The sequence below is a fragment of the Paenibacillus sp. FSL R7-0216 genome (genome assembly GCF_037969915.1).
GTDB lineage: Bacteria > Bacillota > Bacilli > Paenibacillales > Paenibacillaceae > Fontibacillus > Fontibacillus rhizolycopersici.
Window position 1 is genome coordinate 1,811,992 of the sequence record NZ_CP150222.1, and the last position, 24,419, is coordinate 1,836,410.

20 protein-coding genes are annotated in these 24,419 nt (G+C 55.7%); 19 read left to right on the forward strand and 1 reads right to left on the reverse strand.

What is annotated here, in order from left to right; genetic code table 11:
• The first annotated feature begins 62 nt into the window (after positions 1–62).
• The 3 genes from MKZ15_RS08025 (at position 63) to MKZ15_RS08035 (ending at position 1,713) form a co-directional block, all read left to right on the forward strand.
• Entirely contained in the window at positions 63–365 is a 303-nt protein-coding gene (locus MKZ15_RS08025) for an iron-sulfur cluster assembly accessory protein (protein ID WP_155604995.1), read from the forward strand.
• Positions 366–396: 31 nt separating this feature from the next.
• Positions 397–627 carry a DUF1450 domain-containing protein gene (locus tag MKZ15_RS08030; RefSeq protein WP_155604996.1) on the forward strand — a complete coding sequence of 77 codons (231 nt, stop codon included), beginning with the start codon at positions 397–399 and terminating at the stop codon, positions 625–627.
• Between the two features lie 120 nt (positions 628–747).
• On the forward strand, positions 748–1,713 hold the full coding sequence (locus MKZ15_RS08035; RefSeq protein WP_193418443.1) for an acetylxylan esterase: 966 nt from the start codon (positions 748–750) through the stop codon (positions 1,711–1,713).
• Between the two features lie 77 nt (positions 1,714–1,790).
• Here MKZ15_RS08035 and MKZ15_RS08040 read toward each other — a convergent pair whose 3' ends face one another.
• Positions 1,791–2,690, reverse strand: a complete 900-nt coding sequence (locus tag MKZ15_RS08040) for an AraC family transcriptional regulator (RefSeq protein ID WP_193418441.1) — start codon at positions 2,688–2,690, stop codon at positions 1,791–1,793.
• Positions 2,691–3,077: 387 nt separating this feature from the next.
• Here MKZ15_RS08040 and MKZ15_RS08045 point away from each other — a divergent pair, with 387 nt between their 5' ends.
• The 16 genes from MKZ15_RS08045 to MKZ15_RS08120 all read left to right on the forward strand — a co-directional run bounded on the left by MKZ15_RS08045 (position 3,078) and on the right by MKZ15_RS08120 (position 24,390).
• Positions 3,078–4,211 (forward strand): DUF4185 domain-containing protein, encoded by a 1,134-nt coding sequence (locus MKZ15_RS08045; RefSeq protein WP_339821104.1) that lies wholly within the window; start codon positions 3,078–3,080, stop codon positions 4,209–4,211.
• An 85-nt stretch (positions 4,212–4,296) separates the two neighbouring features.
• Entirely contained in the window at positions 4,297–5,721 is a 1,425-nt protein-coding gene (locus MKZ15_RS08050) for a sugar ABC transporter substrate-binding protein (protein WP_339821106.1), read from the forward strand.
• A gap of 2 nt (positions 5,722–5,723) precedes the next feature.
• Positions 5,724–6,611 (forward strand): sugar ABC transporter permease, encoded by an 888-nt coding sequence (locus tag MKZ15_RS08055; protein ID WP_339821108.1) that lies wholly within the window; start codon positions 5,724–5,726, stop codon positions 6,609–6,611.
• A 29-nt stretch (positions 6,612–6,640) separates the two neighbouring features.
• Positions 6,641–7,468: a carbohydrate ABC transporter permease gene (locus tag MKZ15_RS08060; RefSeq protein ID WP_193418435.1), complete on the forward strand. Its 828-nt coding sequence runs from the start codon at positions 6,641–6,643 to the stop codon at positions 7,466–7,468.
• A gap of 24 nt (positions 7,469–7,492) precedes the next feature.
• Complete coding sequence (locus tag MKZ15_RS08065; RefSeq protein ID WP_339821110.1) at positions 7,493–9,742, forward strand: DUF6259 domain-containing protein; 2,250 nt, start codon at positions 7,493–7,495, stop codon at positions 9,740–9,742.
• A 447-nt stretch (positions 9,743–10,189) separates the two neighbouring features.
• The gene (locus MKZ15_RS08070) at positions 10,190–11,272 is read left to right on the forward strand and encodes a glycoside hydrolase family 172 protein (RefSeq protein ID WP_339821112.1); all 1,083 of its coding nucleotides are present in this window, start codon (positions 10,190–10,192) and stop codon (positions 11,270–11,272) included.
• Positions 11,273–11,294: 22 nt separating this feature from the next.
• Positions 11,295–13,301: a hypothetical protein gene (locus MKZ15_RS08075; protein WP_339821114.1), complete on the forward strand. Its 2,007-nt coding sequence runs from the start codon at positions 11,295–11,297 to the stop codon at positions 13,299–13,301.
• Positions 13,302–13,464: 163 nt separating this feature from the next.
• A complete protein-coding gene (locus MKZ15_RS08080; protein ID WP_193418429.1) occupies positions 13,465–15,237 on the forward strand; it encodes a sensor histidine kinase in 1,773 nt (590 codons plus the stop codon).
• A 39-nt stretch (positions 15,238–15,276) separates the two neighbouring features.
• Positions 15,277–16,863 (forward strand): response regulator, encoded by a 1,587-nt coding sequence (locus MKZ15_RS08085; RefSeq protein ID WP_339821116.1) that lies wholly within the window; start codon positions 15,277–15,279, stop codon positions 16,861–16,863.
• A complete protein-coding gene (locus tag MKZ15_RS08090) occupies positions 16,853–18,181 on the forward strand; it encodes an extracellular solute-binding protein (protein ID WP_339821118.1) in 1,329 nt (442 codons plus the stop codon). The genes MKZ15_RS08085 and MKZ15_RS08090 overlap by 11 nt, the downstream gene beginning before the upstream one ends.
• 89 nt (positions 18,182–18,270) lie before the next feature.
• Positions 18,271–19,587 (forward strand): sugar ABC transporter substrate-binding protein, encoded by a 1,317-nt coding sequence (locus MKZ15_RS08095; protein ID WP_193418426.1) that lies wholly within the window; start codon positions 18,271–18,273, stop codon positions 19,585–19,587.
• A gap of 91 nt (positions 19,588–19,678) precedes the next feature.
• Entirely contained in the window at positions 19,679–20,566 is an 888-nt protein-coding gene (locus tag MKZ15_RS08100; RefSeq protein WP_213621938.1) for a sugar ABC transporter permease, read from the forward strand.
• A 13-nt stretch (positions 20,567–20,579) separates the two neighbouring features.
• Complete coding sequence (locus MKZ15_RS08105; protein WP_213621937.1) at positions 20,580–21,392, forward strand: carbohydrate ABC transporter permease; 813 nt, start codon at positions 20,580–20,582, stop codon at positions 21,390–21,392.
• Positions 21,393–21,682: 290 nt separating this feature from the next.
• Positions 21,683–22,294, forward strand: coding sequence for an SIS domain-containing protein (locus MKZ15_RS08110; RefSeq protein WP_213621936.1), 612 nt, complete (start codon positions 21,683–21,685; stop codon positions 22,292–22,294).
• A 14-nt stretch (positions 22,295–22,308) separates the two neighbouring features.
• Positions 22,309–23,226, forward strand: a complete 918-nt coding sequence (rbsK, locus tag MKZ15_RS08115; protein ID WP_339821122.1) for a ribokinase — start codon at positions 22,309–22,311, stop codon at positions 23,224–23,226.
• 54 nt (positions 23,227–23,280) lie between these two features.
• A complete protein-coding gene (locus MKZ15_RS08120) occupies positions 23,281–24,390 on the forward strand; it encodes a glycoside hydrolase family 172 protein (protein ID WP_339821123.1) in 1,110 nt (369 codons plus the stop codon).
• The last annotated feature ends 29 nt before the right edge of the window (positions 24,391–24,419 follow it).

Here is a 24,419-nt window from a genome sequence, read left to right on the forward strand (position 1 = left end):
GCGGCGTTTCTTTACAATAGGAATGTTAGAGGAAGATATTTTTGTGCGATAGGAGAGATCATATGAACGTCAAAATTACCCGCAATGCGGCGAAAGTGATACAAAAGGAACTGGCGAAGGAAGAGAACCAAGGAATGGTGTTGAAGGTATTCATCACCCATTCTCACGGCGACCATGCCCACTACGGACTGGATTTGGCCAAGCCGGCCGACGCCGACCAAATCGTCAAAACCGACAAGGAGATCGATGTGATCGTGGAAGGTACCGATCCGTTACTTGACGGCGTGAAGATCGATTACTTGTATTTCCCGGAGGAAGGTTTCGTTATCACCAACCCATCCAAAGGCAATCACGGGGATCACTAAGCTTTAGCTAACGATAAAGAAGGGACCAGGCATGGCTAACGATATTCGGATTTGCGATAAATGCAATCATATCCGCATGAAGACGTTTGTACCGAAGCTGCAAAAGCTCGCGCCGGACGCCGAGATCAAAGTCGGCTGCAAATCGTATTGCGGTCCGTGCGGCAAAAGAGCGTTCGTATATATTAACGGCAGATACGTCAGCGCACCGACAGAAGACGAGGTGCTGGAGAAGGCTGCACCGTTTGTGAAGAAACCGAAATGATGGAATAAACAGACGTAAAAATCCGCTACTCGAGGCGATCTAACGATCCATGTCTCGGGTGCGGATTTTTTTGGTAGAATAAAACCAGCCTATTTAATCCATCACAAAAGGAGGCGGATCATGGGAGCGATTCAGGAACGCATGGCGGATGTGGCACGTTATCGGGCGGAGGGTACGGCCAGGGAGGACTTTGACGAGTTTTGGAGCCGGACCCTGGAACGGGTTGTGGCCAAGCCGCTGCACGACCGTCGGGAGTCAGTTGCCACGTTTATGCAGGGGGTTGACGCGGAGCGCGTGCAGTTTGAAGGGTACGACGATACGCCGCTGCACGGTTGGTATTTGGTCCCAAAGGGTACGGAAAGGCAAGGGCGTAAGCACGCCTGTCTGGTGATTTACCAAGGGTACCAATGTCACCGGGGAAATCCGGAGAATTATGCGATTTGGCTGCAGATGGGCTATGCTGTTTTTGCAGTGGATACACGGGGACAGACCGGAGAAACGGGGAATCATCTGTCCTCTGCCCGAGGTACTATCAAAGGTTGGATGACTCAAGGGGTGCTGGAACCGGAGAACTTCTACGGATTGGCCATGACGATTGACGCCTGGAAAGCACTGCAATGGGTGAGCGCTCAACCCGAGATTGATGCGGAGCGGATCGGGGTGTATGGAACGAGCCAAGGCGGAGGGTTAGCGTTACAGATGGCGGCGCTAAGCGAAGTTCCCCGCGTGGCCGTCGCCAATGTCCCGAACTTGTGCCACCTGGAATTCGCGTTGATGAATTCGACCGGTTCTGTCTCGGAAATCGCCGAGTTCGTAGCCCGAACTCCGGGAGCGTTGGAGCAGGTACTTACGACGCTGAGTTATTTCGACAATTTGAATTTAGCCGAGAAAATCAAGGTTCCCGTGCTATACTCGGCGGGCTTCAAGGATTTGATCTGCTGGCCGGAAACAATCGCTGCCGCCTACAACCGTAACCCCGCAGCGGGCAAGGAGCTGCTGCTTTACCCGTTCATGGGGCACGAGGAAGGGCCCGACGAGCATCGTTTGAAAGCCTATGCCTTCTTGCGCGAGCATTTGCGTCCTTAAGTGGTGTGGGACGATGTTTTCGCCTCCAATCCATCTCGGGCTGCCTGGCGTACGACTTGCCGGGCGGCCAGTCTGGCTTAGGTCGATTTTGAATTCGTGCGCATGAACTGGCGGGGGGACATACCCTCGGTCTGTTTGAACGCTTTGCTGAAGGAGTATACATTACTGTAACCGACCTTTTCGGCGATCGTGGACAAGGACAAGCGGTTAAACATCATTAGTTCCTTCGACTTCTCGATCCGGTAGCGGATTTGGAACTGATGGGGCGTTAGGTCGAACGTCTGCTTGAAGATGCGGGAGAAATGGAATAAGCTGAGGCAAGCGATCTTGGACAACGTCTCCAGCGGGACCGTCTCGTTGTAATGCTCCATGATATAGGTGACCGCCCGTTCCATCGCGCGTTGGTGCATGACAAGATGCGCATTGTCGTTCGCCTTCAGCCCTTTCTGCAACAAATAAAGAATGCGCAGCACCAGCGATTTCTGCATTAACGGATAGTCGGCGTCGCGCCGTTCGTAGGCATGAATGATCTGCATCAGCGTTTTGTGCACCTCGGCATGGTTGCCGATGCGCAGGACGTTGGGAAATCCGAAGGCCCTCCCCAGGATGTCGGGGCGGAGCCAAGCCAACTCTTCTTCGGTGCATTCGCTGCGATTTTTGAAATTGATCGGCACCTGTTCAAAATCCTCGTAATACAGCACGTCAAAATGAATGTGCGGCATCCAGCACTCTCCCCGCGATTCCACGAACGCATGCTCCAGTCCTGGTTTGAACAGCAGAATATCCCCGGGCTCGGCGACGAACGTTTCGTTCTCCACGCGGATGGTGAGCTCCCCCTTTTCCATATACAGCAGTTCGTAGTCAAAAATGATGCGAGGCGCCAGCGTCATCTCGTCGACCCGGTGATTCCAGGCTCTCCGAACGTTGGGCGATAAACGATGAATCAAGTCCTGAAGCGTCATTGGCTGATTGTCCATCCGTTCCTCCTGTGTAGCAAGATTGGAAACAAATCCTCCATCCATGGAAACTAAATGATCTTCTAATCATATATAGAATTTCCGCAATTTGATAGGGTCGCTGCTAGAGATGAGATCTTGATTGGGACACAATAGCAAGAATGGATAAAAAATCACAAATCCCAACATAGAACTAGGCGGGAGGATCATGTAAAATTCAAATATGTAATCGCTTTCAATATATCATGGTTAAAACCGAATCGAAAGGGGGCTTAACGTGGTGGAAGCGAAGCCAACGATTTCGCCCAGGCGAAGGAGCATGTTTCCACAATCTGCAATCGATTGCAGAATAGCGAGAAAGCCATTTTCAAGCGCCCTAAGGGGACGACGATAAGGGGATGAATACCGTTGCGCAGCTTGTCGTTGATGTTGCTCTCCGCGATGCTCCTATTGACCGCTTCCTGCGGCAAGGAGCCGTCTGGAATCCCTCGGACGACGGCGCCCGTGGGGGAAACGTTTATTTTAAAGAACACTGCCAATCTGCAGCAAATCGCCCAGCTGACCGGCAAGGATTCGCTGAACCCTACGGTTCGGTACGCCGTTTACGGAACCGATTTAGGTTCGATGTTCACGATGGGGGATCAAACCTACTTCGTCTTCGGCGATACGTTTGGCGAAAGGCCGGATGGGATGACGGGAGGGGGCGGCAGCTTTTGGAGATCCAACGTCATGGCCTACAGCTCGGACACCGATCCGACCGACGGGATCACGTTCGACGGGATGATTACGGATGAGGTCGGGCTGGCCAAAGAACTGATCCCGTCGAAGAAGCTCGATTACGACGAGATGACCGTGATCCCTACGCATGGTTTGGCCGCAAACAAAGCCATGTACCTTTACTATATGTCGGTCCAACATTGGGGGGATCCCGGAACATGGGATGTCAATCACTCCGGAGTGGCTAAATCGGAAGACGGCGGGGAGCATTGGTCGGTCGTGGAAGGGCTCCAGTGGCCGGGAGACAGCGGGTTTATCCAGGTGAGCCCGTTCAAGACCGGGGACGGCGAGGAAGCAGAAATCTATTTCTGGACGATCCCGTCGGGCCGTTTCGGCGGCGTTAAGCTGATGCGGGTCAAGGAACAAAACCTCGAGGACCTCAGCAGCTACGAATATTTTGCGGGCGAGGACGAACAAGGAGAACCGAGATGGAGCAAGGACATGGACCAAGCCAAGCTCGTGGTGGACGACACCGTCGGGGAGCTGTCCGTGATCTGGAACCCCGGGGTGGAGCGGTGGCTGATGACTTATTTGAAGGAAGGCCAGGGCGTCGTCCTCCGGGAAGGCTTAACCCCCTGGGGGCCGTGGGGTGACGCGCTTGATTTGGTTCCGGCTGCCGATTATCCGGGATTGTACGCGCCTTTCATGAATGACCGGTTTCTTGCGGACGACGGGCGGACGATCTATTTTACCTTATCGCTTTGGGATCCGTATAACGTGTTCTGGTTCAAAGCCACGCTGGAAGAATCCGGCCCCGGCGATTGAGCCCATAAGGGTGTTCCGCTAAGGTTTAAGCGCCTGAAGGCGTTTAAATAGAAGTTTTGCCGAATAAAAAAGGGAGGTTAACCAAATGAAACAGCGTCGTTTGAAAGGATTGTCGTGGACATTGGGATTGCTGCTGATCGTAGCCATGCTCGTAACCGGCTGCGGGGGTGCGGGGAACGGCGGGAATGCCGCTTCGGGTGGAAATGCGGAAACGGCTGGAGGAAACGCCGCCGAGGAAACGACGACCGGCGATAACGCGGCTCCGAAGGAGAAGGTCAAGATCGAGTTTTGGGCTAATAAGTTCGAGGAGACGACCGATGCCTGGTTCAAGAAATGGACGGACGAATTCAACAAGACACATGACGATATCGAAGTCAAGCTGACGATCGTGCCGGGAGACGCCTGGGCGCAAAAGCTGAAAGCGGCGCAAGCGGCCGGCAAGGCGCCCGACGTGATGACGATGAACTACAGCAATCTCGCGCCGTCGGCGAAGCAAAGCCAGATCTTGCCGCTGAACGACTATCTGGACCCTAGCTTGATCGATGACCTGCACGACAATGTCAAGGGTTTCGTCACGGTGGAGGGGAAGTATTATGCTTATCCGATGCTGGTTGAGCCTTCGGCGGTGTTGTATTACCGGAAAGATTTATTCGAAGCCGCCGGGCTGGATCCGGCTAAGCCGCCGGTGACGTGGGCCGAGTTGATCGATTATGGAAAGAAACTCACCAAAAACGGCGTGTACGGCTTATCGACGGCCCAAACCGCCGGTGACCTCGGATGGTCGAGTTGGGGCCTGCAATATAACGCAGCCGGGCATCTTCCGATCACGGACGACTGGTCCAAAGCGGATGTCATGGTCGACGGCTACAAGGAGCTGCTGAACTTCTACAAGACGCTGTACCAGGAAGGGATCATGCCGAAGCAGCAATTGGCCGGTTACGCGGATGCGGCGCCGTTCGGGCAAGGGAAGACCGCAATGCAGATCAGTGGATCGTGGTCGATCGGCTTGTTCCGCAACGAATACAAAAACATGTTGGACAATATTGGCGTCGCCCCGATGCCTTCGATCGACGGAGATCAGACCAAAACGACCGCTACACTGGGCGGCTGGACGCTGGTCGTCGACGGTAAGTCCAAACATCCCGAAGCGGCTGCGGAATATATCGGCTGGCTGTTGGCCGGCGATCCGAATATTATGATCGACTTCTTCAGAACGAGCCAATTCTCCAAATTCTCGCCGCGCAAATCGGTAGACGAAGCGATGAACCAGGATCCAGACGCGAAAAACGACGAGTGGCGCAAGCTGATTTCCGAGAAAATCGTGCCTTATTCCGAAGCGGAGCCGGTGTATCCTTGGGACATCAGCATGTTCTTTGCCACTGCGATCGAAAAGGCCATGAAAGGCGAGGACGTCGATAAGGCGCTCGCGACCGCGGAGAAAGAAATCAACAATTTCATCGAGAAGCAGAAGCTGGCAGGGACGAACCCGAGAGCTAACGGCGGTGAATAAGGATGCATCGCTCCAAGCATCGTTATGAGAACAAAGTGGCGTACGCGATGCTGCTGCCGATTCTGGCGCTGCTCACCGTATTCGTCATTATCCCGTTCGCGTATGCCATCCAGGTCAGCTTCTACGATTGGAGTTTTTATCAGGATTCGGTTTACGTCGGGTTCCGCAATTTCGCGAACGTATTGACCGATCCGCTGTTTACGAAGTCGATCCTGATCGGCCTTCGCTTCTCGCTGATGGTCGTTCCGGCCCAACTGGTGCTGGCCTTCCTGTTCGCTCACGTGATCAAAGGCATGGGAAGACGCTGGTCCGGGTTCGTGAAAACGTCGATCTACATTCCGACGATCATCTCCGGCATCATCGCCTCGATCGTCTTCGCGTTTATTTACGATTACGACGCCGGCTTGGCTAATTACCTGCTCGGGTTGTTCGGGCTGGAGAAGTTGGCTTGGATTGCCGACATCCGGACGGCGCTCGCGAGCCTCGCGGTGCCGGTCGTATGGCTCGGCTTCGGAATTACGACACTGATCATGCTGGCCGGATTGCTTGACATCCCGGAGAGCTACTACGAAGCGGCCGAACTGGAAGGAGCCGGCGGGCTGACGAAAATGCTGCGGATAACGCTGCCGCTGCTGAAAAACGTCATTTTGTACCTGCTGATCACCGGCTTCACCGGGGCCGTTCAGCAGTTCGAGCTGCCACTCGTCATGACCGGCGGCGGACCGCTCAACGAGACGCAAACGCCGAACCTGTACATTTTCAACCATTTCCGGAACGACGTGCTCGTAGGTCACTCCATCGCTTCGGCGCTGCTGTTGTTCCTCGTGCTGGGCAGCATCTCTGCGATCATCTTCAAGGTGCTGAATTCGGATAAAGCGGTGGACGGTTAAATTCAACCCGGATGGAGGACTAAGAGACGATGAATAACAACAAAGCGTTGTTCGGCAAAATCGTCCTGCATGCCGCCGGCATTCTGGTCGCCTGTATCGCATTGTTTCCTTTGCTGTGGATGGCGATCGCCGGATTCAAGGCCAAAACGGAGGTGCTGTCCACGCCGTTCCGGTTTTTCCCGGAGCGGTGGTTGGTCGGCAATTACATCTCCATACTGCAGGACAACATGTTTCTCAAATCGATGATCATTACGTTCGGCGGGGCGGTGTTATTCGCCGCGTTAAGCCTGGCGATTAACGCCTCTGCCGCTTATGTGTTCGCCCGTCTGGAGTTCCGCTTCAAGCGGGTGCTATGGGTGTACGTCATCATGACGATGTTCATCCCCGGCATGGCGATTCTGGTGACTTCGTTTATCGTCGTGACCAAGCTGCAGATGCTGGATACGCTGGCGGTACTCGTGCTGCCGGGCGTTGCTTCTGCCGGACACATGTTTTTCATTCGCCAGTTTTACCTCAATATTCCGCTGGCGCTGGAGGAAGCGGCTTTGATCGACGGAGCGGGACGCTTCAAAATTTTCACGCATATCTTCTTGCCGATGTCGTATCCGGTGTTCGTTATCGTCGGCATCGGCTCGTATCTAGGTTACTGGAACTCCTTCGTTTGGCCGACGATGACGGTTACGAACGTCAACCTGTTTCAAATCATGCAGTATCTGGCCACCTTCCGCTCGGAGCGCGGGACGGAGATGGGGATGCTGATGGCCGGATCGAGCCTGGCGGCCGTGCCGACGATCGTGCTCTTCCTGATCTTCCAGAAATACATTATTCGCGGCATCAAAATTTCCGGGTTGAAGTAACGACGGCGAAAGGAGGAAGTTTGAGTGATCGAATTGGAAAACTCCCATCTGTACGTGGGACTCAGAGAGGAGAACGGCGCGATCGTTTCCCTGCGCGATCCTTCAAATGGACGGGAATACGTCGAAGCGGGACGCCTCGGGGACGACGTCTTTCGGCTGGAGACCGAAGCCGGTACTTCGGGCGGGTTTCGCGGATTTACTTACGAAGTCCGGCAAGGTGAGGGATATCGGGAGTGCCTGCTCCGCTGGCAAAGCGAGGCAGGGCCGGTGGTTACCGGAACGATCCGGTTGCAGGAGGATGCGGATCAGCTGGAATTTCGCTGCGGGGTGGATAACGCCGCAGACGGACCGCCTGTCATCAGCTTGGAGTATCCGATCCTTTCGGGTCTCGGGGCGATCACGGACGGAGGCGAGGACGACGTTGTCATCCACAGCTTTGCCACGGGATTTCAGGTCCGAAATCCGTTAAAGCATTTCCGGCAGGATGGAATGGGCTTCCGCTACATGCCTTATCCGGAGAGCTTCTCCGGCGCGGCGATGCAGTTTTTTGCCTATTATGGCAAGGGACGCGGCGGTTTGTATTTTGCGGCGCTGGATCCGGAGGGTTATGCCAAGTGGCTCAACTTCTACAAGAACGATTGCGGCCGGCTGGAAGCGTCCTTCATTCACGCCTGCGAGGATATCGGTGCCGGCAAAGGTATCGAGGTTCCTTACGCGATGGAGATGCGGCTGCTACGCGGCCGGGGTTGGCCTGAAGCAGCCGGTCTCTATAAGGCTTGGGCAGTTCAACAGCCGTGGTGCGCGAGAGGAACTTTGGCGGAGCGGCGGGACCGCGGCGATGTGGAGTTGTTCCGCTGGTTGTACGAGGAGGCGGGCGCGGCCACGTTCGGCATCAATGCCGGCTACGACCGGACGAAGTGGCTGCGTAAGTACCGCGAGCGGATCGGGACGCCGCTATTCCATATCCTCGGTCCGGATTGGAGCAATGCGCCGCAGACGTTCGGTCGGGGAGTGCCCGGTGGCTATGATGACTGGTTCCCGACCCGCTTCAACCCGGACAACATCGCTTGTATCCGCGAGCAAGGCGATCGGTTTGCTCCGTTCGAATTCGATTATCTGTTCAATTTCGGCGGGGCGGACGGGGAACGGGCCAGAGCGGCCGCCCAACGTTTTCCGGAGGACAAAAAGAGCATCGATGCTTACCGGTTCCCTTTCCTCTGTCCGGCAGCCCCCTTTACCCGAGAGTTTCATCGGCGCCGGGACGAAGCGCTTCAACGGGAAGCGGACGTGGATGCGATTTACTACGACATTTCGGCGAACAACATCCTGAAGACGTGCCTTGACGTAAGTCACGGGCACCCGGTCGGCGGGGGCAAAGCGATTAACGAGGCTTACCGGACCAATTATGCGGAGACGAAAGCGGCGATGGGGCAAGTGGCAGGACGATATGTGCCGATGGGCACGGAGATGATGAACGAGACGGTTCTGGACGTGCTCGACTTCTACCAGGCCCGCGCCGGCGGTCAACCGGCCGCTCCATTGGAGGGTTACCCGTTCCGGGACCTGCTGAAATCGGGGGACGCGGAGCTGGTTCCGCTGTTTGCCTACGTGTACCACGAGTACGGTCCCGTCAGGCTGGACGGCTGGGGCAAGCTGACGGCGGAAATCGGCGACCTGTTTTATTTCACGGTGGCGCGAACGTATTTGTGGGGTGGGCTGTACGAGCTTAATTACGAATACAGCCCGATGGAAGAACTGGACGGCGTGGAGAACGGGAGCGACGAGCATTACGCCGCGTTCGAGCCGCGGGGGTATGCTTTTGCGGAGGAGCGCGCCGACTACCTGGGCTTATTTGCGGCTTTGCGAACCGGCGCGGGCAATAAGTATCTCGCTTACGGCGAAATGCTGCCGCCGCTTCCCCTAGATTCCGGCCGGGTGACGTTGGATTGGTTCCACTACAACCACGGGATCGGTTCCCCGGAGTATAACGATGCGGGGAGCTTAAGCGTGGAGAGGATCGTTCATGCGGTATGGAAATACCGCGACGAAAGCGTCGGGTTATTCTTCGCCAATATAGGCGAGGAAGTTCGGGAGGTGGCGGTATGCCCGGGCGATCTTCCCGTGTCCGAACTTGTCACGGAGATGCGTTGCCATGTGTATTCGCCGGGACCGGAGCATCGGAAATCCGAAACCGTCCAGGCGATTGCACGGGAGCTCAAATTGACGATCCCGCCGCGTAGCGTCGTTTTGTTGGAAGCGTTGCTGCATCCCTGAACCGTAAGTAGCCAAGACATCCGTGGCGCGAGTAAGTGCGGCTCGTAACGGTCGCAACGGAGCGTACCAAATTGCAACGGCGCAACGGATCGAAACGAATGTAACGGAACGTATTGACCTTATTTTCGTATTTCCCGGCTATTTCCCGCTGTAACGGACTCGAGAGACCTTATTGGCCCCCTTTGGTGACTCATACGCCGGTATTGAACGAAATAAGGTTACCTAGTTCCGTTAGAATTGGAAGCTGCCCAAATGCGGTCCAATAGCGTTTCTGGGGTCCGTTAGATTACTGGTAGAGACGGCGGCAAGTGAAAAGTATAGGGAAGAATTGAAAAATAAGGCCCAAAAGTTCCCCTATTGGTAATGAGAAGGGGCAACTTCGGGAAATAAGACCCTAAAGTTCCGCTATTTTCGAATGAACAACATCTAACAAGGAGAGAGATGACCATGAACCCATTTAACGGACTAGATCTAGGATTAGGCAACTTGTACCGGATGTCGCCGGCGAAGACGCGCTCGATCAGCGCTGAGAATTTTACCGGCACCAAAGGCCAAGGCGGCATGGCCACCGAAGGCACGGGGGCGGAATGCGCCCGCGACCTCGGCCAGGGCTGGAAAATATCGCCGTCGGTGAACATCGCGCCGGGGCAGACCTTTACGGTAGCGGACATTGACGGGCCGGGAGCGATTCAGCATATTTGGCTGACCTGCTTCCCGGACAGCTGGCGACATCTGATTTTACGGATGTACTGGGACGGCGAGAGCGAGCCGAGCGTGGAAACGCCACTGGGCGATTTCTTCTGCAACGGCTGGTGCGAGCGCAGCAACGTCAACTCGCTGCCGGTAGCGGTGAACCCAGCCGGCGGGATGAACAGCTATTGGGTGATGCCGTTCCGACAAAAAGCCAAAATCACGGTCGAAAACCGGATGGGGTCGTCGGTCGTCTTGTATTATCAAATCGATTACACCTTGACTGAGGTCCCGGACGATGCCGCTTATTTCCATGCCCAATGGAGAAGAAGTAATCCGCTTCGCTATAAGGACGTGCACGTGCTGTTGGATGGCGTCCGCGGAAAAGGCCACTACGTGGGCACTTATCTGGCTTGGCAGGTGAACAACAACGGTTGGTGGGGCGAAGGGGAGATCAAGTTCTACATGGACGGGGATCAGGAGTATCCGACCATTTGCGGCACGGGCACGGAAGATTACTTCGGCGGTGCCTGGAATTTCGAGCAGCCGAAAGGAGAATACGCCTCCTTTTCTACGGCTTACTTAGGTCTCCATCAGATCATTAAGCCGGACGGCTTGTATCGGAGCCAGCAACGCTTCGGCATGTACCGCTGGCACGTGATGGACCCGATCCGGTTCGAAAGCGATCTGCGCGTCACGATTCAGGCGCTCGGTTGGCGTTCCGGCGGCCGGTATTTACCGCTGCAGGACGACATCGCCTCCGTTAGCTATTGGTATCAATCGGAGCCGCATGCGGCTTATCCGCAGCTACCGGATAACGACGGGCTGGAAGTCATTTAAGCGAATCCAAGGAGGGAATGACATGCTAGGCAACATCTCGCTCGGCCCGGACCTGTCGGAATTCGTAGCGTCAATCGCGTACGATTTCATCGGGGGTAAGGAGCCGGAGGTGAATGGCAGCGAGCCGGAACCCGGCGTGTACCGATTTGGGCTGACGTTTCGCCTGGATCGTCCGGTCCGGCAGGATGATTGGAGGGTAAAGGTCATACCGGCCTTTGCCCCCTCTTTCCATTGGGCGCCCCATTTGACCCCGACCGACTGCCATGTGATCGATCAGCACAGCTTCCGCTCTCCGGCGTTGATCGTCCGGGATAACCGGCGGATGCTGGCGCTGATTCCCGACCTCGACGTGCTGGGAGAAGGGACGCAGGTCCGCTGGTACATGGATAATGACGCTTCCCGAAACGAGCTTGTGCTGGGCATGGGCGAAAGCCGGGTAAAGGAACACGTGCTTTACGAAAGAAAGCCCGGAGCTAGTTACGCCGCAGGCAGCGTGAAGGTTGGCTTTTACCTGATGGTCAGCGATGCGCCGGAGGCGCTGACCAACCCGTGGCGAACGGTCTTGCGGTTCCTTTGGGAGCGGTGGGGGGCGCCGCTTTACCGGACTGGGGCTCCCTTAACCGCGCCGCTGGAATCGTTCGTGTGTCACGCGTACCGTTGGGCGTTCGAGCATTGGGAACGGCAGGTGTGGCAGGAGTTCGAGCTGAACGGGACCCGGGTAGGGGCCCCGGCGTTCATCGTCAACGTTACGCAAAGCCCGAACTTCCCCGGACCGGCAAGCGAACGGGAAACCCGCTCCATCTGGAATCAGGCGTGGTTCAGTTCGCTTCGCTCAGCAGCGGGCGTGTTCCGTTATGGCCGGGAACAGAATGACTCGGACCTGATCCGGCGGGCCAGATTGACGAAGGAGCTGGCGTTGTCCGCCCCGCAGCGCGGTGGTTTTTTTCCGTCGGTGATCGCCACGGAGATGGAGCAGGTCCAACTCGGAGGCGCGCTTGTCCGCCGCTCCAAAGGTTGGGACACTGCGTATTGGGGAAATTCCGACCGCAATCCGCTGTCGGACAGACGGATCAAAGAGGCGCCTTATCATATCGCTGATATGAGCTGGACGGCGCTATGGATGCTCCGGTGGTACGGGGAGCTGGAGCGGGACCCGCGGTTGTTGGCCTATGCCGTTCGTTACGGGGACGCGTTGATCGCGCTTCAGGATGCGCTTGGTTTTTTTCCCGCTTGGCTGGATTGGCATACCCTGGAACCGCTCGAAGCGTTGCGTGATTCGCCGGAAACGGCGGTTACCGTCACTTTTTTGCTCCAGCTTGGCGAAATGACCGGCCAGGCCCGCTATACTCAAGCCGCGCTGCAGGCAGCGAAGGCGGTCGCGGAGCAGGTGGTACCCGAGGGGCGCTGGGAAGATTTCGAAACGTACTGGTCCTGCTCGGGGTTTGGCGGCAAGGATCATGTCGGCCGGAAGTATGCGCGCAACAATATGTATAAGCAGTGCAATTTATCGATGTTTTGGGCGGCGGAGGCTTTTCTCGGATGCTTCCGACGTACCGGGGAACCGCATTATTTAGCGACAGGGGAGCGATGTCTGGACGAAATGCTGATGACGCAAGCCTCTTGGCAGCCCCCGTACCTGCATGTCGATGTATTGGGAGGATTCGGGGTCATGAACGCCGACGGCGAATGGAACGATTCCCGGCAAAGCCTGTTCGCCGAGCTGATTCTGGAGTACGGCCGCGAGCTGGGCAGAACCGAATATCTCGAACGCGGGCTGGCCGCGCTTAAGGCCTCCTTCGTCATGATGTATTGCCCGGAAAATCCGAAGACGAAAGCGCAATGGGAGGAAGCGTTTCCTTTTTTCGGGGAACGGGATTACGGTTTTATGATGGAAAACTACGGGCATGGAGGGGAGGTGAACGAGCAGGGAGTCGGGATGGGCGAGTTTACGATTTTCGATTGGGGCAACGGGGCAGCGGCGGAAAGTTACTTGCGAATCAAAGCGCATCATCCGGAATTGGACATTTGAGGCTGGAATGGGGCGGCTGAAACCGGGAATTTCAGGGATGAATCCGATTTCTTTTGCCGAAACGGAAACGGGGTCGTATACTTTGGTTAGAGATCTGCAATCGATCCCACAATTTGGAATTCCCATCATGTAAGCGCTTTATGACTGGAGGAGAAACGCCCTGATGTGGACTAGGCTCAAAAACGCCAAACTCCGGAACAAGCTGATGCTGATGCTTGTGCTGTTTATTTTGACGCCGCTGGTGTTTGCCGGATTTATTTTCTACCGGAGCTCCAGCAATTTCGCTGCCGAGCGGGCCGACCGCGAAGCGCTGCAGTCGCTTCATCTGGTCCGGAGCAACGTTGACCAGCTGCTGTCGGAGATTGAAAACCGCATGCTCGCGATTTACGACAACGGGCCGCTCATCGAGCAGCTTAGCCGGATGGACGGCCGAAATTCGAAAGGGGTCCAGCCGAACGCCGAAGACAAGGTCAATCGGTTTCTGCGCGATTCGCTGCGCGGCAAGGAGGACATCGACTCGATTTACCTGCTCGCGAGGAATGGGGCGATGTATTTTGCCGACATCAAGGGCTCCGGCGTGTTCCGGCCGATCCTGGAGCGGCATCCCGAATGGACGGGGGCTGTCGAGGCGAGGGCGGGGCAAATTACGTGGCTGCCGACGTACGAAATGCCCGCGAATAACTATTTCAACTACTCGACCTACTACATCCCGGCAGGCATGCTGGTAAAAGACGTGACGGATTCCTTGCAAAATATCGGCGTGCTGATGATGAACGTCAAAATTTCCGCGCTGGATCGCATCGTGAAAGGCGTCAGCGTGAGTCCGCAGGGCGTCATTTTGATCGCGGACGGCGACGGGAACATCGTATGGCACGGCAACGACGAGGCCTACCGGCTAAAGCTTGCGGATCAGGCCTTTTTCAAGGAGATGGTCGCAAGCGGGGACGCGTTATCCCGGCAGGACTTGAACGGGAAGCCTTACCGCATCGGCATGGAGCGCTCCGACTACAATGGCTGGTACTATTTTTCGTTAATCCCACAGTCGGACGTTGGGCAAGAATCAGGTTCGCTGAAGCGTTTTTTTATCGTTACGTTATGCGTCTTCGCGTTGTTATTCGTGCTGCTGGCCTGGCTGACGACCCACTACATCACCAAACCGATCCGCCAGATGGCGGTGGCGATGAAACGGATCCAGAAAGACAATTTCGAATATCGACTACAGGCGCAGTCGGAGGACGAAATCGGGTTGCTGCAAAGCTCTTTCAACAGCATGAGCAGCCGGATCAACGACTTGATCCACGAAGTGAAGGTCATCTCCGAACAGGAAAAAGAAGCGGAGGTCAAAGCGCTGCAAGCGCAGATCAATCCCCACTTCGTCTACAACACGCTGGACGCGATGAACTGGATCGCGATCGAAAAGGAACAGCCGGAGATCAGCGGCATGATTACGTCGCTGAGCGATATCATGCGTTACGCGATCCGGCCGGGCGCTCCGCTGGTCACGATCGAAGAGGAACTGAAATGGGCAAGGAATTACGCCTATTTGCAAGAGATGCGGTTTGAGGAACGGTTCGAAATCGGGTTTGACGTCGATCCGTCCATTTACGGCTATAAAGTGCCACGCCTGCTGCTACAGCCCTACCTGGAAAACTCCATTTTACACGGGATGGAGGAGATGGAATCGGGCGGGCGCATTGATGTGTCGATGGCGCTGCAAGAGGACGGCCGGGCCATCTTGATCCGCATCCAGGATAACGGCATCGGGATTTCCGAGGAAAAGCTGCAAATGATTCGCGACCGGTTGGTGCACGGCATCGGGATGTATAACCTGAACGACCGTCTGAAGCTGGAATACGGGCCGGAGTTCGGCGTTCAGGTCAACTCCGTTTACGGGCAAGGAACGACGATTACGATCGTCATTCCGGCAATCGCTTGATAAGGCGAAACCTAGATCAATCAAACAGGGGGATATGACATGTATAAAGCATTGATCGTCGACGATGAGCCGAAGGTCCGCAGCGGACTCACCAAGCTGATTCCCGCCCTGGACGCCGAATGGACGGTCGTGGGCCAAGCCAAGAACGGAAACGAAGCGCTGGAGCTCGTGCGCAGGGATATGCCCGATCTCGTGATTACTGATATCCGTATGCCGAACATGAATGGTTTGGACTTGCTGAACGTGCTGCGGGAATATCCGGTTCAGGTCGTCATTTTGTCGGGGTACGGTTACTTCGAATACGCCAAAACCGCCATCCGGTTCGGGGCATTCGACTATTTGCTCAAGCCGCTGAAACCGGATGAAGTTCGTGATCTGCTCGGTCGTTTGAAAAAAGAAATCAGCAAGCCGGTAACCGGCGCTTCGGCGATTTCCGCCGACTTCCACTACGCCAAGTTGTGGAAGGATTGGCTGCTAGGCATCGAGGACTCCGCCGACCATCTGGACCGGCTGCGCGGCCAACTTCCCGAAGGCGTCAAGAATTATTGCGTCATCGCGATCGATATTGAGGATTTCGACGAGCTGGTGACCGAAGACCAATGGGGAGACCGTCAGCTGGTGGTGTTTGCCGTACGGAATGTCGCGTACGAAATTCTGCAAAACCGGGAGGGTCTGGGCAGCCGGTTTTTGTTTGCGAGCGCGTCGCAAATCTATTTTCTGCTGCTCGGCGGGCCTTGTCCAAGGGACGTTTATGAATCGATGATTTATGAGGTTCGCCGTTGGGTGCGGATCTCCATTTCGGTGGGGATCAGCGGCCGCGCGGGCGAATTCGCCGAGCTGCCCCACGCCTTTGCTGAAGCGCGCGAAGCGTTGTTGAACCGTTGGATTTACGGGAGCGGTCTCGTGCATGAGCATGGGGAATTGGCGAACACGGAAGGAAACGGGAACGCCCCCGGCTATCCGAGCGAACTGGACGAGGCGCTCGTGTTAGCGCTTCGCGAAGGAGACGGCGCGCGGGCGCGGGAAACGCTGCGCCGCTTCGTCGGCACGGTACTGGAGCAAAACGTCGTTTACCCGGTCTTTCACGGGTATTGCCTTCAGTTATTATCCTCCGTCGTTCGCTATGTGCACGAGCAGAGAATCACCGCGCTGGTCTTCCAAGATGAGCTTAAGCCTTACGAATGGTTTCAGGTGAATTTCTCCGCCGACGAGTTCATCCGGTTCGTCGATGAGCTGACGGCGGCTGCGATCGACAAGGCGGAATGGAAAAAGCAGCAGAAGCACAACCGGACGCTGGAAACGGCGGTCGGCTTTATCCATCGCCACTACATGCAGGATATTTCACTGAACGACGTGGCCGGCAAGGCAGGCATGAGCAGCAGTTATTTCAGCTCCTTTTTCAAGCAGGAGATGGGGATGTCGTTAATCGAGTATTTGACCCAGTTTCGGATGGATAAGGCGAAAAACCTGATGATGGACCCTGATCTGAAGCTGTATAACATTTCGGAGATGGTCGGGTACCAGGACGTGAAATACTTCTCGCGGCTGTTCAAAAAAACGGAGGGCGTGACGCCGGGAGAGTATCGGCAATTTTTCTACCGGAAGGACGAGGACGATGAAAAGTAGGGCGATTTGGCGTTGGCTGCTGCCGGTCATGGCCGTAACGCTGCTGCTTGCCGCTTGCCGGCCGTCGCCGCAGCCTTCGGCGGAACGCGGGGACCTTGATATTTTGCTGGATCATCCGGAAGTCACGCAGGCCGACCCGGACCGGATCGTCCTGCATCTGCTGAGCTTTCATACCGGCCAGGAGTTCGAGTTCTGGAAATGGCTGGGCGAGCAATATACGCGGGAGCATCCGAACGTGGAAATCCAGGTCGATTTCATCTCGAGCGACGACTACTTTACTGATAGCAAGCTGCTGGCTTCGTTTGCTTCGGGGCATGGGCCGGACGTGTTTTTCGTATCCCCGGGAACGATCCGGCGGTTCGAGAATGCTGGGATTCTGGAGCCGCTTACCGCGGAGTTCTCGCCGGAGATCCGGCAGGATTTCAACGATGCGGCGCTGGAATCGGTAACGCTGGGCGGGCAAATTTACGCGGTGCCGTTCGAAACGGAACTGCTGGGCTTGTACTACAACGAAGCGATGTTCCGCGAGAAAGGGATTCGACCGCCGGCGACTTGGGCGGAATTGGAAGCAGCGGCTCAGGCGTTGAAGTCGCCGGGCGTCAGCGGGCTGACGATGGAGACGTTCCAAAGCGTGTATCAAAATTTCGCCTGGCTCCCTTTTTTGTGGCAGACCGGGGCGGATTTGGTGTCGGAAGACGGTCGGACCTCGGGTTTGGATGCTCCCGGCGCCGACAAGATGTTCCGGTTCTTCCGCGACATGGCGGATCGGGGACTGCTGAATATGCACCCGTCCCGCCCAACGACGGACATCGGCATCCTAGCCAGCGGCGAAACGGCGATGCAGGTCAGCGGCACCTGGAATATCCGCATGCTGGAGACGATTTACGCCGACAAACCGATCGGCGTCGTTCCGCTTCCCGTGCCTGACGGAGGACAACCGGTCACGATCGCCGGAGGGTGGAAGATTGGCGTGAACCATTTCAGCAAAAACGCGGACGAGGCCAAGAAATTCGTGATGTGGGCGTTTGCCGGCGAACCGGAACTTCCGCTGAAGTGGGTCAGTGAGGTCAAGTTTGCCTATTCCCCACGCAAATCGGTTATGGAAGCGGGCGGTGAATTGTACCAAAAAGGCTTGCGCCAGGTGTTCACGGAGCAGATTTACGGTACGGAGCGGCAGGAGCCACAGTATCCAGCGGAAATCAGCGGCATTTTCACGGATTCGCTCCAGCGTCTGCTGTACGGTGGAGCGCTGCCCGATGATCTTGCTGCCAGCACCTATCGGCAAATTACCGACAACCTGACGGACAGCGAAAAATAATCCACCCTCCGAAATTATTTCCCGTTACGAGCATGAATCCCCGGCGACTATACTGAAGTCGACCACAAATGAAAGGGGATTCATAAGAGATGAAGAAGACTCGTTGGAAGATCGTTTTGCCCGCTCTCATGGCGCTTTTACTCCTTCTCCTGGCCGGCTGCGGCTCGGGCGGATCGAACAATCAGGCGGAAAATGCCGGTTCGAACGGAGCTCCAGCCGCAAATGGCGGAGGGACGAAGGAAAAGGTCAAGCTGCAATTCTGGGATATGCACACCGAAGCCGAGCAGAAGTATTTTCAAGATCTCGTCAAAGCGTACAACGCTTCACAATCGAACGTGGAAATCGAATACTCCACCTACAATCAAGCTGATTATACCTCGACGAAACTGCCGATCGCCTTTTCCGGCGGCAATGGTCCCGACATTTACATGATCAGCCCCGGCGACTTCATGAAATTCTCCAATTCCGGGTATCTGGCCGATTTGTCGCCGTACTTCCCGGAAGGGATCAAAGAGGACTTCCTTCCTTCCGCGCTGGATGCGGTAACGGTGGACGGCAAAATTTTGGCTTTGCCTTACGAGATGGAGCTTCTGGGCCTTTACTACAACGAAGACATGCTGAAGCAAGCCGGCGTCGAAGTGCCCAAAACGTGGGATGAGCTGCTGGAAGCCGCCCGTAAGCTGACGACGGACAAAGTGGCCGGTCTCGTGCTGCCTCCGGACAAGGGCGCCTACTTCAACTTCAACTTCTATCCGTTCCTATGGCAAGCTGGAGGCAAGGTGCTGGCGGACGACGGGAAGACGTCGGCGTTCAATTCGCCGGAGACGGCGAAAGCGCTCGATTTCTGGGGCACGTTCTTCCAGGAGAAACTATCGCCTTCCAAGCTGCAGTACGGCCCTTGGGAGATCGATAATTTGGGCAAGCTGACGGCAGCCATGCAAATTTGCGGAACCTGGGCAGTCAGCCGGATCGAGGATGTCTATGGCGATGTTCCGATCAAGCTCGCTCCATTGCCGATTCCTGACGGGGGCAAATCAGTAACGACGGCTGGAGGCTGGAAATTCGCCGTGAACGCTAAGAGCAAAAACTTGGAGGAAGCCGCTAAGTTCGTCATGTGGGCCTTTGCCGACGCCGACACGTCCCGTCCGCTGAAATGGGCGACGGAAACGAAGTTCGCTTACCCTGCCCGCCAATCGGTAGTGGAAGCCGGTAAGGAAATCTACAACAAAGGCTTGCGCCAAGTGTACACGAACGAAATTTATGAATCGGCCATTCCGGAGCCGGTGTATAACCCGGACGTCGTCGAAGCGATCGGCGATGCGATGACGCAAGTCATGTTCGGCAACAAAACAGGGGCGGAAGCCGCCAAAGACGCCGACGCCAAAATCAACGAAGCAATGAAATAAAGAAACTAGGCATATGTCGGATTGGGGGCTGGGCGGGTGTTGCTTACCGGTTGCTCGCCTCCCCCGAATCTTCTTTGGAGGAGGGGTTGAAGTGATTCCGCGCAAATGGCGTACTAGATTATGGCAGGAAAGAATCACGGCCTACTGTTTTTTGTTGCCCGATCTGTTGGGCTTGTTCATCTTCGTCTTTTTACCGATCGTTTACGCGTTCTACGTCAGCTTGCATGATTGGGACGCGTTGAACCCGATGAAGTTCATCGGCTTTGATAACTACGTCAGCTTGTCCAAGGATGCGGACTGGTGGCACTCCGTCGGAAAAACACTGCAGTTTACCGTCGTCTACGTTCCGCTGCTGTTTTGTCTATCGCTTGGTTCGGCGGTGATGCTGAACGCGCTCAGAGGCAAAACCGTCTCGACGGCTCGGACGTTGTTTTTGATTCCTTATGCCATTACTTCGGTCATTTCCGCGATCATTGGCATGTACATGCTCGATCCGCGCAACGGTATCGTTAATGAGGTGATCAAGTTATTTGGCGGTCAGCCGCAGCAATTCCTCGGCTCTCCTGGGCAGGCGCTGTACAGCATTGTTGCGATCCTGCTGTGGATCAACGTCGGTTATAACATGATTATTTTCCTGTCGGCGATTAAGGAAATCCCCAGGGATTATTACGAAGCCGCCACGATCGACGGGGCTTCGCGCTGGCAGATTTTCCGGAGGATTACGTTTCCGCTGCTCAAAGAAACCAATACGTTTATCCTCATCGTGACGACGATCGGCTCTTTCCAGGTCTTCGACCAAATCATGGTCATGACCAAAGGCGGGCCGGCGAGCAGCACGGAGGTGAGCGTCGTCTATATTTTCAAGCAAGGCTTCCAGCTATTGAACATGGGATACTCGTCGGCGCTGGCATTCGTCCTGTTCCTGCTTATCTTTTGTTTGTCCCTCGTCCAAATGAAGCTGTTTTCCGCCAAAGATTAAGGAGGTGACCCAAGTGAGAACATGGAAGCGAATGCCGCAGAATGTGATTGCCGTCCTGTTGGGACTGGTGATGGTGTTTCCGATTTACCTGCTCGTGATCAGCTCCTTGCGGTCGGAGGAGAACGTGCTCGACGTGACGTGGGTTCCCATGGAACTGGCGTGGAGCAATTTTACCGAAGCGATCCAAACGACGCATCTGCTGCGTTCGATCGGCAACTCGCTGGTCGTCAGCATCACCGTCACCGTCGTCGCCATGCTGTTTCACGCGATGTCGGGATATGCTTTAGCCCGCTTGCGTTTTCCCGGGCGGAAGTATATTTTCGCCTGGATGTTAAGCACGCTGATGGTGCCATTTGCGGTGATTACGATCCCGCTCTACCTGATTACGAAGAGCTTCGGCATGCTGGACTCTTATGCCGGACTGATCATACCGTCGATTTTTAATGCCTACGGGATTTTCCTGTTCCGGCAGTTTTACCGCGATTTTCCGAAAGAACTGGAGGAAGCGGCTTATATCGAAGGCTTGTCGGTGGCCGGAACGTTTTTCCGGATCGCGCTGCCGCTGTCGCGTTCGATCATTATCCCGCTGACGATTGGGTTCTTCGTCGCCAACTGGAACGCGTATTTGTGGCCGCTGATCATCACGCAGCGCGAATCGCTGTGGGTGGTGCAGCAACAGCTTGCCAACCTCGTCGGCGGCGGGTATTACACGCCGTGGAACGTGGTGCTGGCCGCCGCGGTGATCGCCGCGTTGCCGACGCTGCTGTTGTTCTTTATGGCGCAGCGCTATCTTGTCGAAGGCATCAAAATGACCGGCATTAAGTAAGACAGTGCTGATAACCCGGCTTTTTGAACCTTGATTAAAGAGACCATGCTAATTTCTGTAAGTTCCTTTGCACGATTATCCCTTTGGGTAAGGGAGATGAAGCGGGGCGAGGGAACACGAGGGAATAAGATTCTCCGCCCGATCGTTTCGTTCCCGGGGTTGTGCTATTCACGGCTTCGAGGCCTGAACAAACGGGATAATGCTGCAAAGCACCGGATTACGGGGAGGGACCTTCCATAACCGGCAAGAGAAGGTTTTCGATTCTGTTAGTTGAAAGGAGCAAAGATACTATGATCGATCAATGGGTGCGGGAGGCGCTGGAGAACGAAGCCCACGCGCTTTATCTGACCAGCCAAAACGTCAACGAAGAATATGTGAAGGCCGTCGAAATGCTGAAAGACTGCACGGGCAAGGTCGTCGTCACAGGGATCGGCAAGTCGGGCCATATCGGCAAAAAAATCGCGGCTTCCTTATCCAGTACGGGCACGCCAGCATTTTTCGTCCATTCCGCCGAAGCGGTACACGGCGACAGCGGGATGATCGAAAAGAAAGATGTGGTGATCCTGCTGTCCAATAGCGGCGAAACGGCCGAGGTGTTGAACGTACTCGGAATCATCGAAAAAATCGGCTCGCCTTGCATCGCGATCACCAAAAACCATAATTCCACGCTAGGCCGTCGTTGTAACGCCGTTTTGTCCTACAACTACGAGCGGGAAGCCGATCATCTCGGACTGGCGCCGACCACGAGCGCCCTCCTGCAACTGGCCGTCGGCGACGCCTTGGTCGTTACATTATGCAAAGTGAAAGGCTTCACTCAGGAAAGCTTCCATCTGTTTCACCCCGGAGGTAGCCTGGGTGACCAACTGTCCCGGAAAAACACAGGTTCGGACGTCCATTCGTAAGGAGGAGCGCAAGCATGGGCATTATGGTGATCGGCAGCTTCATGATGGATCTCGTCATCGGGGCCAACCGGGCTCCGGAAAGCGGGGAAACGATTATCGGCAACAGCTTCGATCGGTTCCCGGGAGGCAAAGGAGCCAACCAGGCGGTCGCGGCCGCCCGGCTCGGTGCTTCAGTGGCGATGGCGGGCAAGCTCGGCAACGACCCGTTCGGCGAAGAGATGAGAACGGTGCTGGAGCGAGAGGGGATCGATATCGGTCATATCTTGACCGATGCACATGCGCCAACCGGCGTCGGTTCGATCGTTCTGGACGGCAACGGACAAAATCGCATTATCGTCGTCCCAGGAGCCAACCTCCAGTTTACGCCGGAGGAGACTCGGGGGCTGGAGCCGCTCCTTCGAAATGCGCAAATGCTCGTAATGCAGCTGGAAATGGATATTTCCGTCATTGAGCAAGCCGCGGAGCTGGCCCGGAAGTATGGCGTGCCTTGCATCCTGAACCCAGCCCCGGCGCGGACGCTGAGTGATGAGCTGTTGCGCAAGGTTACGTATTTGACGCCGAACGAAAGCGAACTGAGTTTACTGACAGGCATACCTGCCGATTCGCTCGAGAACGTCCGGCGAGGCGCGCAAATGCTGTTGGATCGCGGAGTAAGTTATGTCATCGTGACGCTCGCGGAAAAAGGCGCGTTGATCGCCGGCCGCGATGGCTTTACGAGCGTGGAAGGCTTCCCGGTGAAGCCGGTCGATACGGTGGCGGCCGGCGACTCGTTTAACGGAGCCCTGGCTGTAGAGTTGCTGCGCGGTGCTTCGGTCCCGCAAGCCGTGCGGTTCGCTAACGCGGTAGGCGCATTGACCGTCACCCGGCGAGGGGCGATTCCTTCGCTGCCCCGCCGTGAGGAAGTGGAGGCTTTTCTCAAAAGCAGAATCTAGCAACTTGCATAGCCGATATCGGCTGACCAAACTTATAAAGGCAGGGATCACAACATGGAGATCGTGCAAAATTTGTCAAGTCTCTCCCGCAAGCGTCAAGGCAAAAGCAAGCGTGCGTCCAGCTACGACCGCTCGGGAGGCAACAAGGACTACTTCAGCATTAAACCCGGGGACAACGTCGAAATTTGCAGGATCCCCGGTGCGGGTTGCATCAAGCATGTCTGGATGACGATGGCGACCGATGCTCCGGTGGAAGAAACGTTCCTGCCGCGCAAAATCGTGTTGCGCATGTATTGGGACGACGAAACCGAACCTAGCGTGGAAGCGCCGATCGGCGATTTCTTTGGCCTCGGCCATGGGATTACAAGAAACTATACCTCCGCCTGCCTGATGATGAGCCCGGAGGACGGGAAGGCATTCATCAGCTATTTTCCGATGCCTTTTGCTTCCGGAGCGCGGATCACCGTGGAAAGTGAAGCAGAGCAGACGATCAAGTTTTATTTTTATGTCGATTACGAAGAGTATGAAAGCTTGCCGGCAGATGAACTGCGCTTTCATGCCAAATGGCATCGCGAATGTCCAACGGAAGGGATTCCCGACAAGGATATTGACAACGCGTTATTTGAATTCGGCGGCAAAAACACGACCGGGGACGGCAACTACATCCTCTTGGAGGCTCAAGGCAAAGGCCATTACGTCGGCTGCAATTTGAACATCCACAACCTGCGGGAGACCCGGGAGTGGAACTGGTACGGCGAAGGCGACGACATGATCTTTATCGACGGCGAGTCGTGGCCGCCTTCCCTGCACGGAACGGGAACGGAGGATTACTTCAATACGGCCTGGTGCCCGCAGCAGGAGGTATGCACGCCGTATCACGGCATCATACTTGGCGGAGGACCTAACTGGAGCGGGAAAATTTCCGTGTATCGTTACCATATTCAAGACCCGGTCATGTTCGACGAAAGCATCAAAGTAACCATCGAACACGGGCACAACAACCACCGCAGCGACGATCTCTCGTCCACGGCCTATTGGTACCAATCCGAGCCGCATTTGCCGTTTGCGCCTATGCCGAAGGTTAAAGACCGCATGCCACTGCCGGACATCCTGCCGTTCGACGAGGAATCAAATCGACAGCAATTTGCCCACCCAAATCCATAAACATCGCGGCCATCCGTAGGGATGGCCGC

Excerpts from the sequence above, each read along its gene's own strand:
- MKZ15_RS08025 (WP_155604995.1), top strand. The coding sequence starts at position 63 with ATGAACGTCAAAATTACCCGCAATGCGGCGAAAGTGATACAAAAGGAA.
- MKZ15_RS08030 (WP_155604996.1), top strand. The coding sequence starts at position 397 with ATGGCTAACGATATTCGGATTTGCGATAAATGCAATCATATCCGCATG.
- MKZ15_RS08035 (WP_193418443.1), top strand. The coding sequence starts at position 748 with ATGGGAGCGATTCAGGAACGCATGGCGGATGTGGCACGTTATCGGGCG.
- MKZ15_RS08040 (WP_193418441.1), bottom strand. The coding sequence starts at position 2,690 with ATGGACAATCAGCCAATGACGCTTCAGGACTTGATTCATCGTTTATCG.
- MKZ15_RS08050 (WP_339821106.1), top strand. The coding sequence starts at position 4,297 with ATGAAACAGCGTCGTTTGAAAGGATTGTCGTGGACATTGGGATTGCTG.
- MKZ15_RS08055 (WP_339821108.1), top strand. The coding sequence starts at position 5,724 with ATGCATCGCTCCAAGCATCGTTATGAGAACAAAGTGGCGTACGCGATG.
- MKZ15_RS08060 (WP_193418435.1), top strand. The coding sequence starts at position 6,641 with ATGAATAACAACAAAGCGTTGTTCGGCAAAATCGTCCTGCATGCCGCC.
- MKZ15_RS08070 (WP_339821112.1), top strand. The coding sequence starts at position 10,190 with ATGAACCCATTTAACGGACTAGATCTAGGATTAGGCAACTTGTACCGG.
- MKZ15_RS08075 (WP_339821114.1), top strand. The coding sequence starts at position 11,295 with ATGCTAGGCAACATCTCGCTCGGCCCGGACCTGTCGGAATTCGTAGCG.
- MKZ15_RS08080 (WP_193418429.1), top strand. The coding sequence starts at position 13,465 with ATGTGGACTAGGCTCAAAAACGCCAAACTCCGGAACAAGCTGATGCTG.
- MKZ15_RS08085 (WP_339821116.1), top strand. The coding sequence starts at position 15,277 with ATGTATAAAGCATTGATCGTCGACGATGAGCCGAAGGTCCGCAGCGGA.
- MKZ15_RS08090 (WP_339821118.1), top strand. The coding sequence starts at position 16,853 with ATGAAAAGTAGGGCGATTTGGCGTTGGCTGCTGCCGGTCATGGCCGTA.
- MKZ15_RS08095 (WP_193418426.1), top strand. The coding sequence starts at position 18,271 with ATGAAGAAGACTCGTTGGAAGATCGTTTTGCCCGCTCTCATGGCGCTT.
- MKZ15_RS08110 (WP_213621936.1), top strand. The coding sequence starts at position 21,683 with ATGATCGATCAATGGGTGCGGGAGGCGCTGGAGAACGAAGCCCACGCG.
- rbsK (WP_339821122.1), top strand. The coding sequence starts at position 22,309 with ATGGGCATTATGGTGATCGGCAGCTTCATGATGGATCTCGTCATCGGG.
- MKZ15_RS08120 (WP_339821123.1), top strand. The coding sequence starts at position 23,281 with ATGGAGATCGTGCAAAATTTGTCAAGTCTCTCCCGCAAGCGTCAAGGC.